Here is a 16,875-nt window from a genome sequence, read left to right as displayed (position 1 = left end):
TGGGGCTTCGATACGTCATGAAACTCCCGCATCTGCACCTGATCAGCTTTGACCTTTGTCCTTTCGTTCAGCGTAGCGTGATCACGCTGAAATACAAGCAGGCGCCGTTCGAAGTGACCTATATCGATCTCGCGGACCCGCCCGACTGGTTTCGCGAACAATCTCCGCTCGGCAAGGTGCCGATCCTGAAGGTTGATCACGACACCGTGCTGTTCGAATCGGCGGTGATTAACGAATATATCGATGCGATCACCCCGCCCTCACTGATGCCGGACACGCCGCTGCAGCAGGCCCGCACGCGCGCCTGGATCGAATACCTGGGCGAGCAGACCATGACGCAGTACCGCTGGATGACGGCGGCGGACGAAGAGGCCTTCGAGATGGAACGCCATGCGGCCTCGCGCGGGCTGGAGCGACTGGAACGGGAGCTGGCAGCCGATCCGCTGCTCACGGGGCATGCCTTCACCCTGATCGATGCCACCCTCGCGCCGATCCTGCTGCGCTACGGCCTGATCGACGACATCGACAATCCCTGGGAGCCAGAGGCGTTTCCGCGCCTGGCCGCGCGCTGGGAAATGCTGCGCGACATGGACGCGGTCTCTACCTCGGTCCCCGGTGACTTTGCGGCGCGGTTGGCCGCCTACCTGCGCGCACAGAAAGGCTTCGCCCCGGCGCACATCGCCTCGCGTCTGACCGACACGGCCTGAGGCCGGGCCCGGGGCCCCGCCGGGTTGGACGTGGCAGCAGCACACGTCTTTGTGGCTGGGCCTGGTTCGTCCTCTGGAGTTTACGTTGGCTTCGGTCCGCCGCCTGCCTGCGCTGTTTCGGCAGCGCGCCCCGAGGTACTTTCTTGCTTGCCCAAGAAAGTACCCAAAGAAGGGCACCCGGATTCCGCCCGGGAACCTTGCTCCAGGACCCTCGGGCCGGCGGCGCTGAAACTCGCTGCGCTACGCTTCGCTCAGACAGTCAGCGCCTCTCTTCCGGCCCGAGGACCCCTCCGCAAGGGGCTTCATACGGGGGATGAAGGTCAAGACAACGGCCGCTCTGACGTTCGTGCCAATGGATGGAGGCAAGGTGTTCCGACATCCTGGGCACGCGCGGCCTGCAGCCCTGGCGTGCCGCGCCCGCCAGCGGGCGCCAGACCCCATCGTAGGATGTGATGAGCGCAGCGAATCGCATCAGGGTTGCCCCGACGTTGGAACGGTGCGTTTCGCTGCGCTCAACGCACCCTACAGCTCGGGCTTGTCGCGGGTGCTCGAATACCGCCTGTTTTGACCTACCCTCCCGATATGAGCCCCTTGTGGAGGGCGTGACAGGCCGGAAGAGAGGCGCTGACTGTCTGAGCGAAGCGAGTTTCAGCGCCGCCGGCCTGGCGCGTCCGGAGCAAGGTCCCCGGGCGAATCCCGGGCGTGTTTCTTGGTTACTTCTTTGCACGAGCAAAGAAGTAACTCGGGGCGCGCTGCCGAGACAGCGCTTGGCAGGCGGCCGGACGAAGACACGTAAACACTAGACGACGAACCGGGCCCAGCCACAAGACGGCCGGATTAAAAAGCAGCGTAGGGGCAGATCAGACCGGGCGGTGGGGGCAGGCGCTGTCGTTGCAGTCGCCGTACAGGACCAGGGCGTGGTCCTTGATGGAGAAGCCGTGCTGGCGCGCGACCTCGCGCTGGCGGGTCTCGATGGTCTCGTCGAAGAATTCTTCGACACGGCCGCACTGGTTGCAGACGATGTGATCGTGGTGCCCGCCGCGCTCCAGCTCGAACACGGCCTGGTTGCCCTCCAGGTGGAGCCGGCAGACCAGCCCCGCGGCCTCGAACTGCGTCAGCACGCGGTAGACCGTGGCCAGCCCGATCTCCTCGCCCGAGTCGAGCAGCTCGCGGTAAATGGCCTCGGCCGTCAGGTGGCGCGTTTCCGAGTTCTCGAGGATCTCGAGGATCTTCATCCGTGGCAGCGTGACCTTGAGCCCCGCTTTCTTGAGATCGCTTGTTTCCATCCTTCGATTCCCGTCACCCGATTGCTTGAGAGCATCCGGACGCTTTGGTGTACCATGCGCGTTCAACGGCCCATCCGACTTCTGGGGACCCGCCGGCTCGATGATCAAGATTCTCATTTCTATTGCCGTGGCTGCAAGCCTGCTCACCGCCTGCAGTGGCTTCAATCAGTTCCGCCTCGATGTACAGCAGGGCAACGTCATCGACGCGACACAGGTCGCCCAGATCCAGCCCGGCATGACCCCGCAGCAGGTCCGCTTTCTGATGGGTACGCCGCAGATCGACGGCGCGTTCAAGCGCGAAGACCGCTGGGACTACGTCTACTATCGCCGTCCCGGGATCGGGCCGACGGAGCAGCGCCGCGTAACGGTGTTCTTCGAGAATGGCGTAGTCAGTTACGTCGACTCCGACGTGCCGCAGCCGATCGCGCTGGACCAGTACCCGGTCGAGCTCGACGACAACTGATCGCAACCGGCCGGCTCAATCGCCGGCCGAATCCTTGCCGCCCCCGGCGCCGTCCTCCGGCTTCTCGCCCGCGGGCTTTGCGGACGCCTGATCGCCGGCCTTCTGCGCGTCCCCCTTGCCGGGCTTCTTCCGGTTCTTGCCGGCCCGCTGACGACGCACCTCTTTCGGGTCGGCGATCAGCGGGCGGTAGATCTCGATGCGATCCTTCGGGCGCAACACCGTGTCGCGCCGGGTGAGCTTGCCGAAGATCCCCACTTTGGCGTTTTCCAGATCGATCTCCGGGAACTGGGCGTCGATCTCCGACTGGCGCAGGGCCGCGTCCACGGTCGTGCCCTCGGGCACGACCAACGGCAGGATCACCTGGCGGTCGGGGCGTGCATAGGCGACCTCGATACGGATTGTGCCGTGCCCCGCCTCGGGGCTAACGGCATCCTGATCATCGGGCACCGTAGACCTCGCGCGCGCGCCGCACAAAGGCGTCGACAAAAGAGTTGGCGAGCTGGTGGAAGATCGGCCCGATCGCGAACGACATCAGCCGGCTGGCAAACTCGAATTCCAGCTCCAGCGCGATACGCGTCTGGCCATTGTCCAGCTCGGTAAAGCTCCAGGTGCCGTGCAGGCGACGAAACGGCCCGTCTGCCAGGCGGATGTCGATGCGCTCGGGGCGCTGCACGCGATTGCGCGTGGTGAACGACTTGTGCAGGGCGCCCTTGGCCATCTCGATGGTCCCTTCCACCTCATCCTCTCCGCGCATGCGCGCACGCGAGCTGCGGCAACCCGGCAGAAATTCCGAGTAGGAATCCACGTCATTAACGAGGTCGAACATCTGCTCGCGGGAGTACGGGACCTCCGCCGAGCGCCGGACTGTCGAGGACATCAAATAAGCTCCACCGCGCGCAGGAACACAAACAGGATGGCAATCGGGGCCACGAAGCGCACCAGGAAATACCAGATCTGGTACAGACCCCCGAGTTTCATGCGCAGCTCGGACTGGACCGAGCGCTCGGTCATGCGCCAGCCTACGAATACCGCGATCAGAAACCCGCCCAGCGGGAGCAGGATGTTAGCAGTCACATAGTCCAGCAGGTCCAGGATCCCCATGTTGAACAGGGTGTAATCCGACCAGACGTTCAGCGACAGCAGCGCGCCAATTCCCATCAGCCAGGCGGCGATAGCAATGCTGGCGCTCGCGGCCACGCGCGTCATGCCGACATTCTCCACCAGATAGGCGACGGCCGGCTCGATGATGGAGATGGACGACGTCCAGGCCGCGAACACCAGCAGCACAAAGAACATCGTCCCGAAGTAGAGCCCGCCCGGCATCTCCGCGAACGACAGCGGCAGCGTGACGAAGATCAGGCCCGGCCCCTGCTCCGGCGAAAGGCCCGCGCCCAGCACGATCGGGAAGATCGCCAGCCCGGCCATGATCGCCACCAGGGTGTCGGCGCCCACCACGGCCGCCGAAGTCCTCGCGATCGAGGCGTCGCTCTGCAGGTAGCTGCCGTAGATCATGATCGCGCCCATGCCGAGGCTCAGCGTGAAGAACGCCTGCCCCATCGCCAGCAGCACCGCGTTGGCCGTCAGCGCCGAGAAATCCGGGTACAGCAGGAACTCCAGCCCCGCGATAAAGTTCCCTTCCACCATCGCGTAGCCGACCATCACCACCAGCATTACGAACAGCAGCGGCATCAGGATGGTCACGGCCTTCTCCAGACCGGACTGCACGCCGCGCGCGACCACCATCGCGGTCATCACCATGAAGATCGTATGCCAGGCCAGCAGGGCCTCGGGATTGGAGAGCAGGCCGTCGAACATGGCCTCCGAGCCATCCGCATCCAGGCCCAAGAAGCCGCCCGTGCCGGACTTGAACACATAGGACAGCGACCAACCGGCCACTACGCTGTAGAACGACAGGATCAGGAACCCGGCGAGCACACCGATCCACCCGATCATGCCCCAGCCACGGCTCAGGCCCTCTTCGCGCGCCAGCGTCACCATCGTATTGATCGGGCTCTGGCGGCCGCGCCGCCCCAGCAGGATCTCCGCCATCATCACCGGCAGGCCGATCAGCAGGATGCAGCCGAGGTAAACCAGCACGAAGGCCCCGCCACCGTTATCGCCGGCGATATAGGGAAAACGCCAGATGTTGCCAAGCCCGACAGCCGACCCGGTGGCCGCGAGGATAAAGGCCAGGCGGGTCGTCCACTGACCGTGGATGGAAGTCGTGGCAGGCATCAGCGGCTCCTTGTTGGTGGTACCCGTTCCATCGTTCAGCGCAGCCAGATCGAGTTGCGGTCAACGGCGCAGGCGGCACAAGCGGGGCTTCGAGTCGCCCGGAATTGTGGGGCAGGCTTCCCACGGGCTCAACTGTACGCGGCCAACGCCGACCCGCGACGCGTCCGCGATCCTGTACGTTCGTGCGTGTTTCCTCGGCTTTCGCCCCGCGCGTGCAGTACACTGCGCGGGCCATGGGAAAGCCAAAGAAGAAAAAGGACGCCGGTTCCAACACCATCGCGCTGAACCGCAAGGCGCGCCACGATTTCTTTATCGAGGACCGCCTGGAGGCGGGGCTGGAGTTGCAGGGCTGGGAGGTCAAGTCCATGCGGGCCGGGCGCGCCCAGCTCAGCGAGGCGTACGTGCTGCTACGCAAGGGCGAGGCGTTCCTGTTCGGGGCCCACATCACCCCGCTGCCCACCGCCTCCACCCATATCAACCCGGACCCGAGCCGCACGCGCAAGCTGCTGCTGCACCGCTCGGAGATCAACCGCCTGATCGGCGCGGTGGAGCGCAAGGGCTATACCCTGGTCCCCATGGCCCTGTACTGGAAACATGGCCGCGCCAAGCTGGAGATCGGCCTGGCCAAGGGCAAGAAGGATTTCGACAAGCGCGCAGCCAAGAAGGACAAGGACTGGCAACGCGAGCGAGCGCGCATCCTCAAGAGCGGCTGAAGGAGAAACCGGGGTTCGACCTTACTCGGTCGGATGAGTCCGGCCCTTCCACCACCAGCGCCGGGTCAGCCAGCTCAGCTTCGTCACCGCCAGCACACCCGCTGTCAGTGCCTTCACGGGCCGCAGCAGGCGCAGTCCGCGCAGCTGATCGACTGCAAATCCCAGCAGGAACGCCCTGGGGATCATCTCCGGTGAACCCAGACGCTGCAGCGCGCGCCACCAGCCGGTGGCACGCACATCGTCGCGCAGTTCGTCGACCTCACCCTGCAGCCGCAGGCGCAGTTCGCGAGAACGGCCCCGCAGGCCCAGCCAGGTGCCAGCCATGAGCTACTCGGTATCCCGGCTTTCGGGCCGTGCGACCAGATTCCGTACCAAGGCACGCGTCTCCGGGTAGGTCATGCCGTGCAGCAGCCGGCCAATGCCGCGCGCAACCAGCCACGCCAGCACGCCGGTCAGCGCCGCCACGATCACCAGCGACAACGCCGGCGACACCCCCGCATAGGCCTGCAGCAGCATCACCACGGCCGCGACCAGCGCCAGCCACACCGTGACCAGCAGCAGCCCCAGCACCACCGCAAACACGATAACCCCCACCGCATTGCGCACCAGTTGTCGGGTCTCGGTCCCCAGCAACTCGCGCGAATCACCCAGGATTCGGCCGAGGTCCTGCATCACGTCCCCGGGGTCGGCGGTATCGGAGTCCGGTCGCTCGCGCGCCGGCCCGTCGTCCTGCGCGGCCATGGCCTACTTGCGGCGGGTCAAGGCCGAGAACAGGGTCCCCGCCACAAAGGCCAGGCCGATCGCGGTCAGCGGGTTGTCGCGTACGTAGTTGCCGACCACGCGCAAGACGTCCTCGGAACTCTGACGCGCCTTCTCCGCCCGCTCGCGAACCTCTTCATCCGCATGCGAAAGGCCCTCGCGGATGCGTTCCTCGGCCGTACCGGCATGCTCCGCCACGCGGTCCACGGCCTCGTGGGCCTGGGCCGCCACACGTTCAGTGGTGGAGGCGTCATGTTCCGCTTCGTCCTGTTTCTTCGCACTACTGCTTTTCGTCGTTGCCATTACACGCACTCCCTATCGCGGGCCTGGATCATCTTCCGACCCATCCCCCGCGGAATTGGTTGCAGGGTCATCGAAACCACTCAACCCCGTCAGGATTTCCGGGTCTTCCTCGGCCACTTCCGAGGTATCCACCAGGGCCGTACTCCACTTGACCCTGAAGTGTTTCCAGAGGCTGGCCACAAACGCCGACAACGGCACAGCCAGGATCATGCCGATGATGCCACCCAGCGCCGTCCCCCAGAAGAAGATCGAGATCACGACAATCGCCGGATGCAGTCCGGAGCGATCCGCCATGATCTTCGGCGTGAGCAGCCAGCTCTCGATCAGCTGCACCAGGGCAAACACCACGAGCACCAGCGCAACCAGGGTCAATCCGCCACCCTCAGGCTGGAGATAGGCCACCGGAAGAGCCAGCGTCAAGCCGACGATCGTCCCCAGATAGGGCACGATATTGAGAAACCCCAGCATCAACCCGAACAGGATCGCCGCCTGCAGGCCGATCAGCGAGAACCCGGCGGCCAGCAGAACCCCCATGATCAGGGCGATCACCACCTGCCCCTGGAAGAACGCCGTCACGTAGCCGACAAACAGGCGGCCCAGGAACATCAGCTCGCGCTGGGTCTGGGGCCGAAAGACCGACAAGACCTCGCGCCCGCCCTCCTTCAGGCGTTCGCCGGACAGCAGCGCAAAGAACAGATACAAGGGCACAAAGGCCAGCCCGACGACTACCGTCACGTAGTGCATCAGCTGCGAGCCCACACCCTCCAGGTTGGGCATGATGCTCTGGAGATCCAGGTCCTCCAGCATCGAGGCCACCCGCTCGGTGGCGTCAGGGAAATTGCGCGAGAATGACTCATAGGCATTCTCCGCCAGCTCCGGGGCACCCTTGATGAACTCCTGAACCTGATGGCTCGCCGTGGGCACCACCAGTACGGCGACAACCACCAGCGCAATCAACACCACACCGAACAGCGAACTCACCGCCCCCATCCGCGAGAATCCCGCAATCCGCTGCAGCCAGCGCACCACCGGGTAGAGGATCAGGCTCAGCACCCCGGCCACCGACAGCGGCAAGAGCAGCGCGTAGAAAAACGACACCACCTGCCCCAGCAACCAGACCAGCAGGGCCACCAGCCCGGTCAGCACCATGAAGGCGGCGAGCACGGCGACATAGCGGAACAAGGTCCGCTCGAAGGCGCTGAATTCGATATTCGATTGCGGCTGGTTTTCCACGGAGGGCTCGCATGAGGGGGTCGTTCGACCGTAACCACCCGGCCATGATCTGCCACGGTGCGCACCATCGTTTCAGGCACTGCATCACAAAAATATGGCGCTCGACCCAGGCCCGAGTACGCGCGGCCCCTCCCGAGGGACGCTGATTCAATCAGCTAGAACAAATCCGCCCACTCCGTCAGGGCAAACCAGATCACGTATCCCCCGTAGAGAATCAGAAAGATGACGCTAAGGATCGTGATCGGGCGAAAGCCCTTCACCCGCACTTCGTAGGAAACATCCTCGCCGCGCGCCCGCCGCCGCCTCACCTCCAGCCAGCGCGATACCCGCCACCAGACAAACAGCAGGATCAGGACAACGGTCAGGAACTTCAGCATCGCGGTTCGTTTCCTCGCACTCGGCCCGGGTAGGCTCTGAACGCGACACTACCCGAGAACGTCACCCGCCGCATCGTCATCCCGCCGCCGCACCCCACTTCGCCACCCCGGCCGCAGCGCAGCGAAGAGCCGGGATCTCCGCAGCCATGCACCACCCCGACGCCCGAGATCCCGGCTAACCGCTCCGCGGTTTCCGGGATGACGACACAGAGGGTGACGCACAGCGTCCTGTGTTGCTCAAGCTCCTGTGGGAGCCTGCTTGCAGGCGAAGCCCCCGCCAGACCCGACTCTTCCTAGCCGCGCCGCTTCGTATGCCGCGTGGCCGGCGCATTCCATGGATCCTCCGGCCAGGGGTGTTTCGGATAACGCCCCTTCAGCTCGCGGCGCACCTCCGGATATCCATTCTCCCAGAAGCTGGCGAGATCCTGGGTGACCTGCACCGGGCGCCGCGCCGGCGATAGCAGGTGCAGCACCAGTGCCACGCGGCCGCCCGCCACCTGGGGCGTTTTGCCCAGACCGAACAGCTCCTGCAGCTTCACCGCCAGCACCGGCGGGTCCTGGGTGTAGTCGATCCGGTGGGCGGAGCCGGAGGGGACCTCGATCCGCGCCGGCGCCTCCCGCTCCAGTTGCTGCTGATGGTCCCAATCCAGCCGCGCGCGCAGGATCGCCGCCAGATCCAGCCGCTCCAGATCCCGGCGCCGCGTGATCCCGGCCAGATACGGCCCCAGCCAGTCCTCCAGGGTCACCAGCAGCGCGGCGTCGCGCAGATCCGGAAAACCGGCCCCCGGCATGGTTTCGTGCAGCAGCTGGATACGCGCACGGAACTGGGTCGCGGCGTCATCCCAGGGCAGCAGCGCAAGGCCCTCGCGGCGCAGCCGCTCGCACCAGCGCGGGACGGTGGCGGCGGGGTCGTCCAGCGCGACCATCTGCCGCTCCACCACCAGCGTGCCGATCCGTCGAATCCGCGCGTTCTCCAGCCGCGCGCCGTCCTCCACCCAGTCGCAGCGCGTCTCGCGGTGGAAGAGTTCCGGCGCCTCCTGCTCCAGTGCGGCCAGATCCAGCGCCACCGCACAGCGGATGCGGGCCTCGCGGTCGGCATCCGTGCAGTCCACCGCCACCAGATAGTCGGCATGCGCCAGACGCTCGCGTTCCGGCAGCCACGCGCCGCGACCGTTCCCCATCACGAAGCGACCGGCCGCCTCGCCACGGCGGCGTGCGATGCGCTCCGGCCAGGCCAGCGCCGCCAGCACGCCCACCGCCGCGCCTTCGTCCAGTACCGCATCCATAACGGCGGGGCGGTCCCCGGCTCGCGCCAGCGCCTGCTCCAGACGCCGCAGACCGGATTGCCAGGCCCGGCCACCCGAGCGCCGCGCGCGCTCCAGGCGCGCACCCAGCTCCAGCGGAGCCCCCGGCCCGGCCACACCCGGTTCCTCCACGGCTACCGCCAGTTCGCAGGCCAGGCGCGCAAGCCCCCGCTCGCGGCCCCGCAACAGCATGTGCGCCAGCCGCGGGTGGGTCGGCAGGCGCAGCAGGGCTCGGCCGTGCCCGGTCATCCGACCAGCGGCATCCACCGCACCCAGTTCCGCGAGTACCGCCTGTGCGGAGGTCAGGCCCTGCGCAGGCGGCGGCTCCAGCCAGTCGAGCTCGGCCACCGCCTCGCCCCAGCCGGCCAGTTCCAGGGCCAGCGGCAGCAGGTCCACCTGCTGCATCCCCGGCGTCGCGTAGTCCGGGCGCGCGACCTCGTCGGCCCGCGCCCACAGGCGGATCGCGACGCCGGGCTCGGTGCGTCCGGCACGCCCGGCGCGCTGCTCGGCGGCGGCCTTCGAGGCCGGGAGCGTCACCAGGCGCGAGAGCCCGGTCGCCGCATCGAAGCGCGGCTCGCGGGACAGCCCCGCGTCGATTACCACGCGCACGCCCTCGATGGTCAGGCTGGTCTCGGCGATGTCGGTCGCCAGCACCACCTTGCGCTCGCCCGCGGGCGCCGGGCGCACGGCCCGGGCCTGCTCCTGCGCCGACAGCCGCCCGAACAGCGGCGCGATCTGCGCGGGGCCGGAGGCCGTGTCCACCCCCTCACCCAGACGCGCGTCCACCTCGCGGATCTCGCGCTCGCCGGGCAGGAAGACCAGGATCGAGCCCGTCTCCGCCGCCAGCGCGTCGCGAACCGCCTGCGCCACGCCGTCAGCCAGCGGGGCATCCTTCGCCGTTGGGGCGTAACGGACCTCGACCGGGAACTGCCGCCCACGCGCTCGCAGCACCGGCACGGCATCCGCCTCCGGGCCGGCCAGCAGCCGGGCCACGGCCTCGTCGTCGAGGGTCGCCGACATCACCACGATGCGCAGCTCCGGGCGCAGCAGCCGGCGCACCTGCAGCGCAAAGGCCAGTGCCAGCTCGGCCTCCGGACGGCGCAGATGGAATTCGTCGAAGACCACGGTGCCGACCCCTTCCAGCAGCGGGTCACCCTGGATGCGCCGCAGGAACAGCCCATCGGTGACCAGCTCCACCCGGGTGCGCTCCGAGACCTTCTGCTCGTCGCGCACACGGTAGCCGACCGTCTGCCCGGCCGCTTCGCCCAGCTGCGCGGCCATGAAGGTCGCCGCCATGCGCGCGGCCAGTCGACGCGGCTGCAGCACGATCACCCGGTCCTCGGGGCTGGAGGCGGCCAGATGCAGCGGGACGCGCGTGGTCTTGCCCGCGCCCGGCTCGGCCACCAGCACGGCGGCACCGCGCGTCTGCAGCGCGGCATCGAGGGGGGTTAGCAGATCTTCCAGCGCCCGGGCCTGCGGCGCCTCATTCAACTCTGTGGCCATCTACAGCGGTCAGTTCTCGGTAATCCGCGTGCCGGCCCGCACCCGGTCCCCCGGGCGGGTGACCACACGCTCGCCCGCCTCCAGGCCCTCGAGGATCTGCGTGGCGAAGCCCGAGCGACGCCCCACCTCGACCTGGCGCGGCTCGGCACGGCCGTCCTCGACCACGAACACCGACCACTCGCCGCGGTCGCGGAACAGCGCGCTGGTCGGAACCTGCAGCACGTCATCCCCTTCCCACAGCAGGAACTCGGCCTCCACGCGGTAGCCCACTGCCAGCCCGGCCATGCGTGCCTCCACCGCGTCGAGGTCGAGGATCACCGGCACGCGCTGCTCGTCCACGCCCAGCGCGGAGATCCTGGTAAAGCCGAACGGCTGCACCCGGCGTACGGTGCCCTCCAGTTCGGCATCGCGGCCCCAGTCGGTCAGGCGCACGCGCATGCCCGGCACCACGCGCACCGCGTCCATGGACAGCAGATCCACCTGCACCTCGAGGTCGTCGAGATCGCCCACGACCAGCACCGGCTCGCCGGCCCCGATCGTGCCCTCGCAGCAGCGATACCGCTCCAGGATCACGCCTGCGGCGGGCGAACGAACCGTCAGGGCATCGGCCTCGGACTCCGGCATCTGTCCACTGGCAATATCCAGCACCACCCGCGCGCTCTCGACCTCGCTGCGCGCGACCTCCACCGCGGATTCGCCGGCGCGAACCGCCGAGCGCGCCCGATCGCGTGCGGTCTCCATACGCTCCACCTCGGTGGCGGAAACCGCACCCCGGTCGAACAGCTCTTGATAACGGCGATATTCCGATTCCGCGAAGCGGGCCTCCGACTGCAGGTTCTCCAGATTCGCCTCGGCGCTTCGCAGCCGCGACCGAGCAGCGGCGAGATTCTCGCGCGCCTGCTCACGCGAACGTGCATCCAGCGCCGGGGTCGGCAAAGGCTCCATGCGGAAGAGCGCGTCGCCGAGCTCGACGGCATCGCCCTCCTCGAGCCGGACGCGATGCAGGAAGCCGGCGATCGGCGCCGACACCGTAAAGGTGTCGCGCAGCCGCGTGCGCCCTTCCTCGCGCACGGTCTCTTCGAACGGGCCGGCCTCGACCGTGGTCAGCGATACCGGCACCGGCTGCGGGCGCAGCGCCCATACCAGCGCGGCCACCCCTGCCAGCACGATGAGCCCAACCGTGATTCGCTTTTTCATCGCCATAGGATCAGTCTCGCAAATCCCGCCACTCCGCGCTTCCCCCCTCATCGCCCGGCGTGTCGGAGCGTATATCTGCAAAGTGCCACCCTCGGTTATCACCTGAACGGTGGTTGGCAACCAGCCGCTGTGAGGCTGGGCATGGTCCGGCATCCGGTGTTTACGGTGGCTTCTGTCCGCCGCCTGCCATGCGCTGTTTCGGCAGCGCGCCACGAGTTACTTCTTTGCTCGTGCAAAGAAGTAACCAAGAAACACGCCCGGGATTCGCCCAGGAACCTTGCTCCGGCCGCGCCAGGCCGGCGGCGCTGAAACTCGCTGCGCTACGCTCCGCTCAGACAGTCAGCGCCTCTTTTCCGTCCCGAGGACCCCTCCGCAAGGGGCTTCATACGGGGGGATAAGGTCAAAACAGAAGGTCTCCCCGCGCTTGTACTTAACTCCAACGCCGTAGGGTGCGGTTGAGCACAGCGAAACGCACCGTTCCAACGTCGGGGCAACCCTGATGCGATTCGCTGCGCTCATCGGCATCCTACCCTTAGCGCCCGCTTGCGGGCGCGGCACGCCATGGCCGTAGGCCGCGCGTGCCCAAGATGTCGGAAGACCCAGCCTCCATCCATGTGCTACGCCGCTGGGACAGCCGTTGTTTGGACCTTCACCCCCGTTGTCGTCGCGCCGAGTGGAGAGGGTTTTCGCGGGAAGAGAGGCGCTGACTGTCTGAGCGGAGCCGAAGGCGCAGCGAGTTTCAGCGCCGCCCGCGAAAAGCCTCGGAGCGAGGGAAACCCCGGCCCGCACAGCGGGCCGGGGTCGCGGCAGTCGGGCGTGTTTCTTGGGTACTTCTTTGCACGAGCAAAGAAGTACCTCGGGGTGCGCTGCCGAGACAGCGCTTGGCAGGCGGTGGACCAAGGCCACCGTAAACACCAGATGCCGAACCAGATCCAGCCAAAAAAGGCGGGCAACAACGACCGCTACTCCGACGCCTTCAGGGCCTGTACGCGGTCGAGCTGCTGCAGGCGCCGCCAGGCAAGAAAGGCGGTCAGACTGGCCGCGACCAGGATGCCGAGTGCGGCGAAGCCGTAGGCCTGCGGCGTGATCACCAGCGGCACGCGGAACAGGTCCATCGCAAAGGCCTGGTTCAGCAGCCAGGCGAAGCCCGTGCCGGTCAGCCAGGCGACGGGGATCGCCGCGAGGGTCAGCACTGCGATCTCGCCGAGCAGGATCCAGCTGACCTGGCCGCGCGAATAGCCGAGCACCTCCAGCGTGGCCAGGTCGCGGGCGCGCTCGGCATAGGTGATGCGTGCGTTGTTGTAGGTCACGGCAAAGGCGATGGACACGGCCAGCGCGACGAACACCATCGCGAACACGATGACGGTCTCGCCGATGTATTCGCGGATGTTGCGCTCGGCCTCGGCGATCAGTCCGACGCTGGCGACCCGCGGGCGGTCGGACAGGCTGCGGAACAGCGCGTCCTCCTGTGCGCGGTCGGTCAGCAGCCAGGCACCGGAGACCGCCGGGCCCTCGCCGATCAGGCGGTTCAACGCCGGGCGGTACATATAGGCCCCGACACCGATGGGCTCCTCCACCACACCGGCCAGCGGCACCGAGACGGTGCGGCGGCGCCCCTCCAGGATCTCCACCTCCACCGGGTCGCCCACGCGCAGCCCGAGCTGTTCGGCCAGATAATCCGTCAGCAGGATGCCCTCGTCCGGCAGTCGCCCGCGCCCGCCGCCCATCGGCAGTTGCCGCAGGCGCGGTTCGGCGTCCAGCCCCAGCAGGCGCACGCGCTCCTCGCGGTTCACGCCGACCAGCCGCACCGGTACCGCGCGGAAGGTCTCCACCGCCAGCACGCCCGGCTCGTGACGCAGCTCGCCGGCCGCGCGCGCCGGCACGGGATCGGTGAACTGCAGGTCGATGTCCATCTGCAGCACCTGCCCGTACTGGGTGTCCAGCATCTGGGTCACCGCGTTCAGCTGGTAGGCGCCCATCAGCAGCAGCCCCCCGGACAGGCCAATGCCGATCACCGACAGCACGGACTTGAGCCGGTGGCGCGCGAGGTTGCGCAGGATGATCCGGGTCGGCTGGTCGAACGCGCCCCAGGCCGCCGAGCGCTCCAGCCAGCCGCGGTGAAAGCGCTCCGGGGCCGGCGGGCGCATGGCCTCGGCCGGTTGCATGCGCACCGCCTGCCAGACCGCGCGGAAGGTGCCGAGCATCGCCGCGCCCATGGCCACACCCACCGCCAGCACCATCACCCAGCCCTGCAGGCGAAAGCTCATCTCGGGGAAGCGGAAGTATTCGGCGTAGATCCCGGCCAGGCCCTGTGCGGCCCAGGCCCCGAACGCGAGCCCCAGGGCGCAGCCCACCAGCACGATGCCCCCGGTCAGCAGGGCATAGTGCCCGGCGATCGAGCCGTTGCCGTAGCCGAAGGCCTTGAGCACGGCAATCGGCTCGCGCTGGGAACGGATGATGCGACCAACAACGACGTTCAGCAGAAACGCCGCGACGGCCAGGAAGATGGTCGGCAGGATCGCCGCCTGCGCCCGCAGCTGGGTCAGCTCCTCGGACAGAAAGCGATGCGAGAACTGATCATCGCGGCCATAGGCCCCCATGCCGCCGTAGCGGGCCAGCTCCCGGTCCATCGCCTCGATCACGGGGGCCGGGTCCGCACCCGCCTCCAGGCTTACGGCCACTGAGTTGAACGCCCCCTCCATGCCGTAGGCGGCGGCCAGCGCGCGGCGGTTCATCCACAGGATGCCGTAGCGCTCGTAGTCCGGCAGCAGGTCGGTGGGGCTGATTTGATAGACAAACTCCGGCGACAACGCGATGCCGCTGATCTGCAGATCGGTCAGGCGCCCGTCGATGATCGCGCGCAGGGAATCGCCGGCCCGCAGCTCGTGGGCCTCGGCAAAGGCCTCGCTGACGACCGCCTCGCGCTCGCGCCCGGCCTCCGGCAGCCGACCCTCGCGCAGATAGAGCCGGTTCAGCAACGGCTCGCCGCCGTCCGGTATGGAGAGCACCGTGCCGCGGATGGGATCGTCAAAACCGGCGACCTCCAGACGCACCGGGGCCCGCACTCGGGTCTCGACCTGGTTGATCCCCGGCGTATCGCGAAAGCGCTCCACCGCGCTGTCCGGCGCGCGCGTGATCTCCGCGAATACATCGGCGAACTGGTATTCCGAGTAGAAACGGTCCTTGGTGATGGTCAGGGCGTCGAGGCTCGTCACGGCGATCACCAGCGTCATCACGCCGCTGGCGATCACCAGCGCGATCGCCGCCGCCTGCCCCTTCAGGTGGCCGAGATCACGCAGGATCTTGCGGTTCAGCGCGCGCATGGTCGGCCGCGGTCGCTACCAGTGCAGTTCGGCCGGGGACTGGCGCGTGGCGTTTTCGTGGATCTCGCTCACGCGTCCGTCGCTCAGGTGGATCACCCGATCCGCCATCTCGCCGATCACCGCGTTGTGAGTGATGATCGCCACCGTCGTGTCCAGGCGCTCGTTGATGTGCTGCAGCACCTCCAGCACACGGATACCGGTCTTCGAATCCAGCGCGCCGGTCGGCTCGTCGCACAACAGCACGGCGGGCTGCTTGGCGATCGCGCGGGCGATGGCCACGCGCTGTTGTTCGCCACCGGAGAGCTGCGAGGGGAAGTGGTCCATGCGGTCCTCCAGCCCGACCAGCGCCAGCGCCTCCTCCGGTGGCATCGGGTCGCGCGAGATCTCGGTGACGATCGCCACGTTCTCGCGCGCGGTCAGGCTGGCGATCAGGTTGTAGAACTGGAACACGAAACCGACATGGTCGCGGCGAAAGGCCGTCAGCGTGCGCTCGGAGGCCTGCGCCAGGTCCTGGTCGCGGTAGCGCACCTCGCCCTCGGTCGCGGTGTCCAGCCCGCCCATGATGTTCAGCAGCGTCGACTTGCCGGAGCCCGAGGCCCCCAGCATCACCACCAGCTCACCGGTGTACAGCTCCAGGTCCACCCCGCGCAGGGCGTGGATGGTCACCTCGCCCATGCGGTAGACCTTGGTCACCCCCGCCGCGCGAAAGATCGTCTCCCGCGTGGCCACGGGGGCCGGGGACGCGCTCATGCGGGAGCGGCCACCAGGTGCGTGGTTTGCGGTGCCGAGGCCCCCGGCTCGGGCGCGCTCGGCAGGATGCCGCCCTCGCCATCCAGGCTCATGGACCACAGGCTCAGCAGCAACAGCAGAATGATCAGGATCGGGATCAGGACACGTGGTTTCATCGGACAGGCCCTCGCTCGCGACAGTACCCCCAATGCTGCCACAAAGCCTCCGGCACGGCGTCGCCAAAAGCAGCGCCACCGCCCCGGCCGGGCCGGGCCAGGCCAACGTCGGGGTTACGCCCGGAGATCGCCACGTCGCCTTCGGCTCCTCACGATGACGTTGTTTCCTGTCCCGTTATTGCGAGGCCCCTTCAGGGGCCGTGGCACAAACGCGCTCAGCGCGTTGAATGGCCGCAGGCCGGCCCGCATGGAGAGCGAAGCGAATAATCTCCTGAGGCTGTCACCCAGGGCGAATCGTGGACGCCCCGCCAGCTTTCGGAGGTTGCTTCGTCGCTGCGCCCCTCGCAATGACGGGGGGCAAAAGCAAAGTCATTGCGAGGAGCCGAAGGCGACGTGGCAATCGGCCAAAGCTGTCTGCACGCAGGAACAGGTGGCTTCGAACGGAGATCGCCACCTCGCTTCGCGATTCGCGACTCGCGATGACGGTGGCACGAACGGCGTCGCGGGGGCCCCCGATTTGTTGTTTTGCGCCCAAATATTTACCCTATGCGCACCGTCCGGCCTGCC

General features: G+C 67.5%; 17 protein-coding genes. 3 read left to right on the top strand and 14 right to left on the bottom strand.

What is annotated here, in order from left to right:
* The first annotated feature begins 17 nt into the window (after positions 1-17).
* Complete coding sequence (locus tag F468_RS0105655) at positions 18-707, top strand: glutathione S-transferase family protein (RefSeq protein ID WP_018994745.1); 690 nt, start codon at positions 18-20, stop codon at positions 705-707.
* 860 nt (positions 708-1,567) lie between these two features.
* Here F468_RS0105655 and fur read toward each other — a convergent pair.
* Positions 1,568-1,993: a ferric iron uptake transcriptional regulator gene (gene fur / locus F468_RS0105650; protein ID WP_018138067.1), complete on the bottom strand. Its 426-nt coding sequence runs from the start codon at positions 1,991-1,993 to the stop codon at positions 1,568-1,570.
* A 100-nt stretch (positions 1,994-2,093) separates the two neighbouring features.
* On the opposite strand from fur, the gene F468_RS0105645 reads away from it, so the two are divergent.
* Positions 2,094-2,456 carry an outer membrane protein assembly factor BamE gene (locus F468_RS0105645; RefSeq protein ID WP_018138066.1) on the top strand — a complete coding sequence of 121 codons (363 nt, stop codon included), beginning with the start codon at positions 2,094-2,096 and terminating at the stop codon, positions 2,454-2,456.
* Between the two features lie 15 nt (positions 2,457-2,471).
* Here F468_RS0105645 and F468_RS0105640 read toward each other — a convergent pair whose 3' ends face one another.
* From F468_RS0105640 to F468_RS0105630, 3 genes are read right to left on the bottom strand one after another with little or no spacing between them, the layout of a single operon-like run.
* Positions 2,472-2,903 (bottom strand): RnfH family protein, encoded by a 432-nt coding sequence (locus F468_RS0105640; RefSeq protein ID WP_018138065.1) that lies wholly within the window; start codon positions 2,901-2,903, stop codon positions 2,472-2,474.
* Positions 2,893-3,333, bottom strand: coding sequence for a type II toxin-antitoxin system RatA family toxin (locus tag F468_RS0105635; RefSeq protein ID WP_017925780.1), 441 nt, complete (start codon positions 3,331-3,333; stop codon positions 2,893-2,895). The genes F468_RS0105640 and F468_RS0105635 overlap by 11 nt, the downstream gene beginning before the upstream one ends.
* Entirely contained in the window at positions 3,333-4,691 is a 1,359-nt protein-coding gene (locus tag F468_RS0105630) for a sodium-dependent transporter (protein ID WP_018138064.1), read from the bottom strand. The genes F468_RS0105635 and F468_RS0105630 overlap by 1 nt, the downstream gene beginning before the upstream one ends.
* A 233-nt stretch (positions 4,692-4,924) precedes the next feature.
* Here F468_RS0105630 and smpB point away from each other — a divergent pair, with 233 nt between their 5' ends.
* A complete protein-coding gene (gene smpB / locus F468_RS0105625; RefSeq protein ID WP_018138063.1) occupies positions 4,925-5,404 on the top strand; it encodes an SsrA-binding protein SmpB in 480 nt (159 codons plus the stop codon).
* A 21-nt stretch (positions 5,405-5,425) separates the two neighbouring features.
* Here the strand turns inward: smpB and F468_RS0105620 are convergent, their stop codons facing one another.
* The 10 genes from F468_RS0105620 to F468_RS14565 all read right to left on the bottom strand — a co-directional run bounded on the left by F468_RS0105620 (position 5,426) and on the right by F468_RS14565 (position 16,308).
* On the bottom strand, positions 5,426-5,728 hold the full coding sequence (locus F468_RS0105620; RefSeq protein WP_018138062.1) for a hypothetical protein: 303 nt from the start codon (positions 5,726-5,728) through the stop codon (positions 5,426-5,428).
* 3 nt (positions 5,729-5,731) lie between these two features.
* Positions 5,732-6,145, bottom strand: coding sequence for a phage holin family protein (locus F468_RS0105615; protein ID WP_018175393.1), 414 nt, complete (start codon positions 6,143-6,145; stop codon positions 5,732-5,734).
* 3 nt (positions 6,146-6,148) lie between these two features.
* Positions 6,149-6,466 carry a YqjD family protein gene (locus tag F468_RS0105610; protein ID WP_018138060.1) on the bottom strand — a complete coding sequence of 106 codons (318 nt, stop codon included), beginning with the start codon at positions 6,464-6,466 and terminating at the stop codon, positions 6,149-6,151.
* A 12-nt stretch (positions 6,467-6,478) separates the two neighbouring features.
* The gene (locus F468_RS0105605) at positions 6,479-7,699 is read right to left on the bottom strand and encodes an AI-2E family transporter (RefSeq protein ID WP_018138059.1); all 1,221 of its coding nucleotides are present in this window, start codon (positions 7,697-7,699) and stop codon (positions 6,479-6,481) included.
* A gap of 155 nt (positions 7,700-7,854) precedes the next feature.
* Entirely contained in the window at positions 7,855-8,076 is a 222-nt protein-coding gene (locus tag F468_RS0105600) for a hypothetical protein (protein WP_017925782.1), read from the bottom strand.
* Between the two features lie 293 nt (positions 8,077-8,369).
* Positions 8,370-10,883, bottom strand: coding sequence for an ATP-dependent helicase HrpB (gene hrpB / locus F468_RS0105595; RefSeq protein WP_018994744.1), 2,514 nt, complete (start codon positions 10,881-10,883; stop codon positions 8,370-8,372).
* Positions 10,884-10,892: 9 nt separating this feature from the next.
* Positions 10,893-12,086, bottom strand: coding sequence for an efflux RND transporter periplasmic adaptor subunit (locus F468_RS0105590; protein WP_018994743.1), 1,194 nt, complete (start codon positions 12,084-12,086; stop codon positions 10,893-10,895).
* Between the two features lie 956 nt (positions 12,087-13,042).
* A complete protein-coding gene (locus F468_RS0105585; protein ID WP_018994742.1) occupies positions 13,043-15,403 on the bottom strand; it encodes an ABC transporter permease in 2,361 nt (786 codons plus the stop codon).
* Positions 15,404-15,418: 15 nt separating this feature from the next.
* Positions 15,419-16,153, bottom strand: a complete 735-nt coding sequence (locus tag F468_RS0105580) for an ABC transporter ATP-binding protein (RefSeq protein WP_018864806.1) — start codon at positions 16,151-16,153, stop codon at positions 15,419-15,421.
* Positions 16,150-16,308 (bottom strand): hypothetical protein, encoded by a 159-nt coding sequence (locus F468_RS14565; RefSeq protein ID WP_018138054.1) that lies wholly within the window; start codon positions 16,306-16,308, stop codon positions 16,150-16,152. Before F468_RS14565 ends, F468_RS0105580 begins: the two co-directional genes overlap by 4 nt.
* Positions 16,309-16,875 lie beyond the last annotated feature (567 nt).

Source organism: Thioalkalivibrio sp. ALJ2, from assembly GCF_000378325.1.
Lineage (GTDB): Bacteria > Pseudomonadota > Gammaproteobacteria > Ectothiorhodospirales > Ectothiorhodospiraceae > Thioalkalivibrio.
The sequence above is the reverse complement of the archived record's forward strand: the minus strand, read 5'-3'. Positions and strand labels throughout refer to the sequence as shown.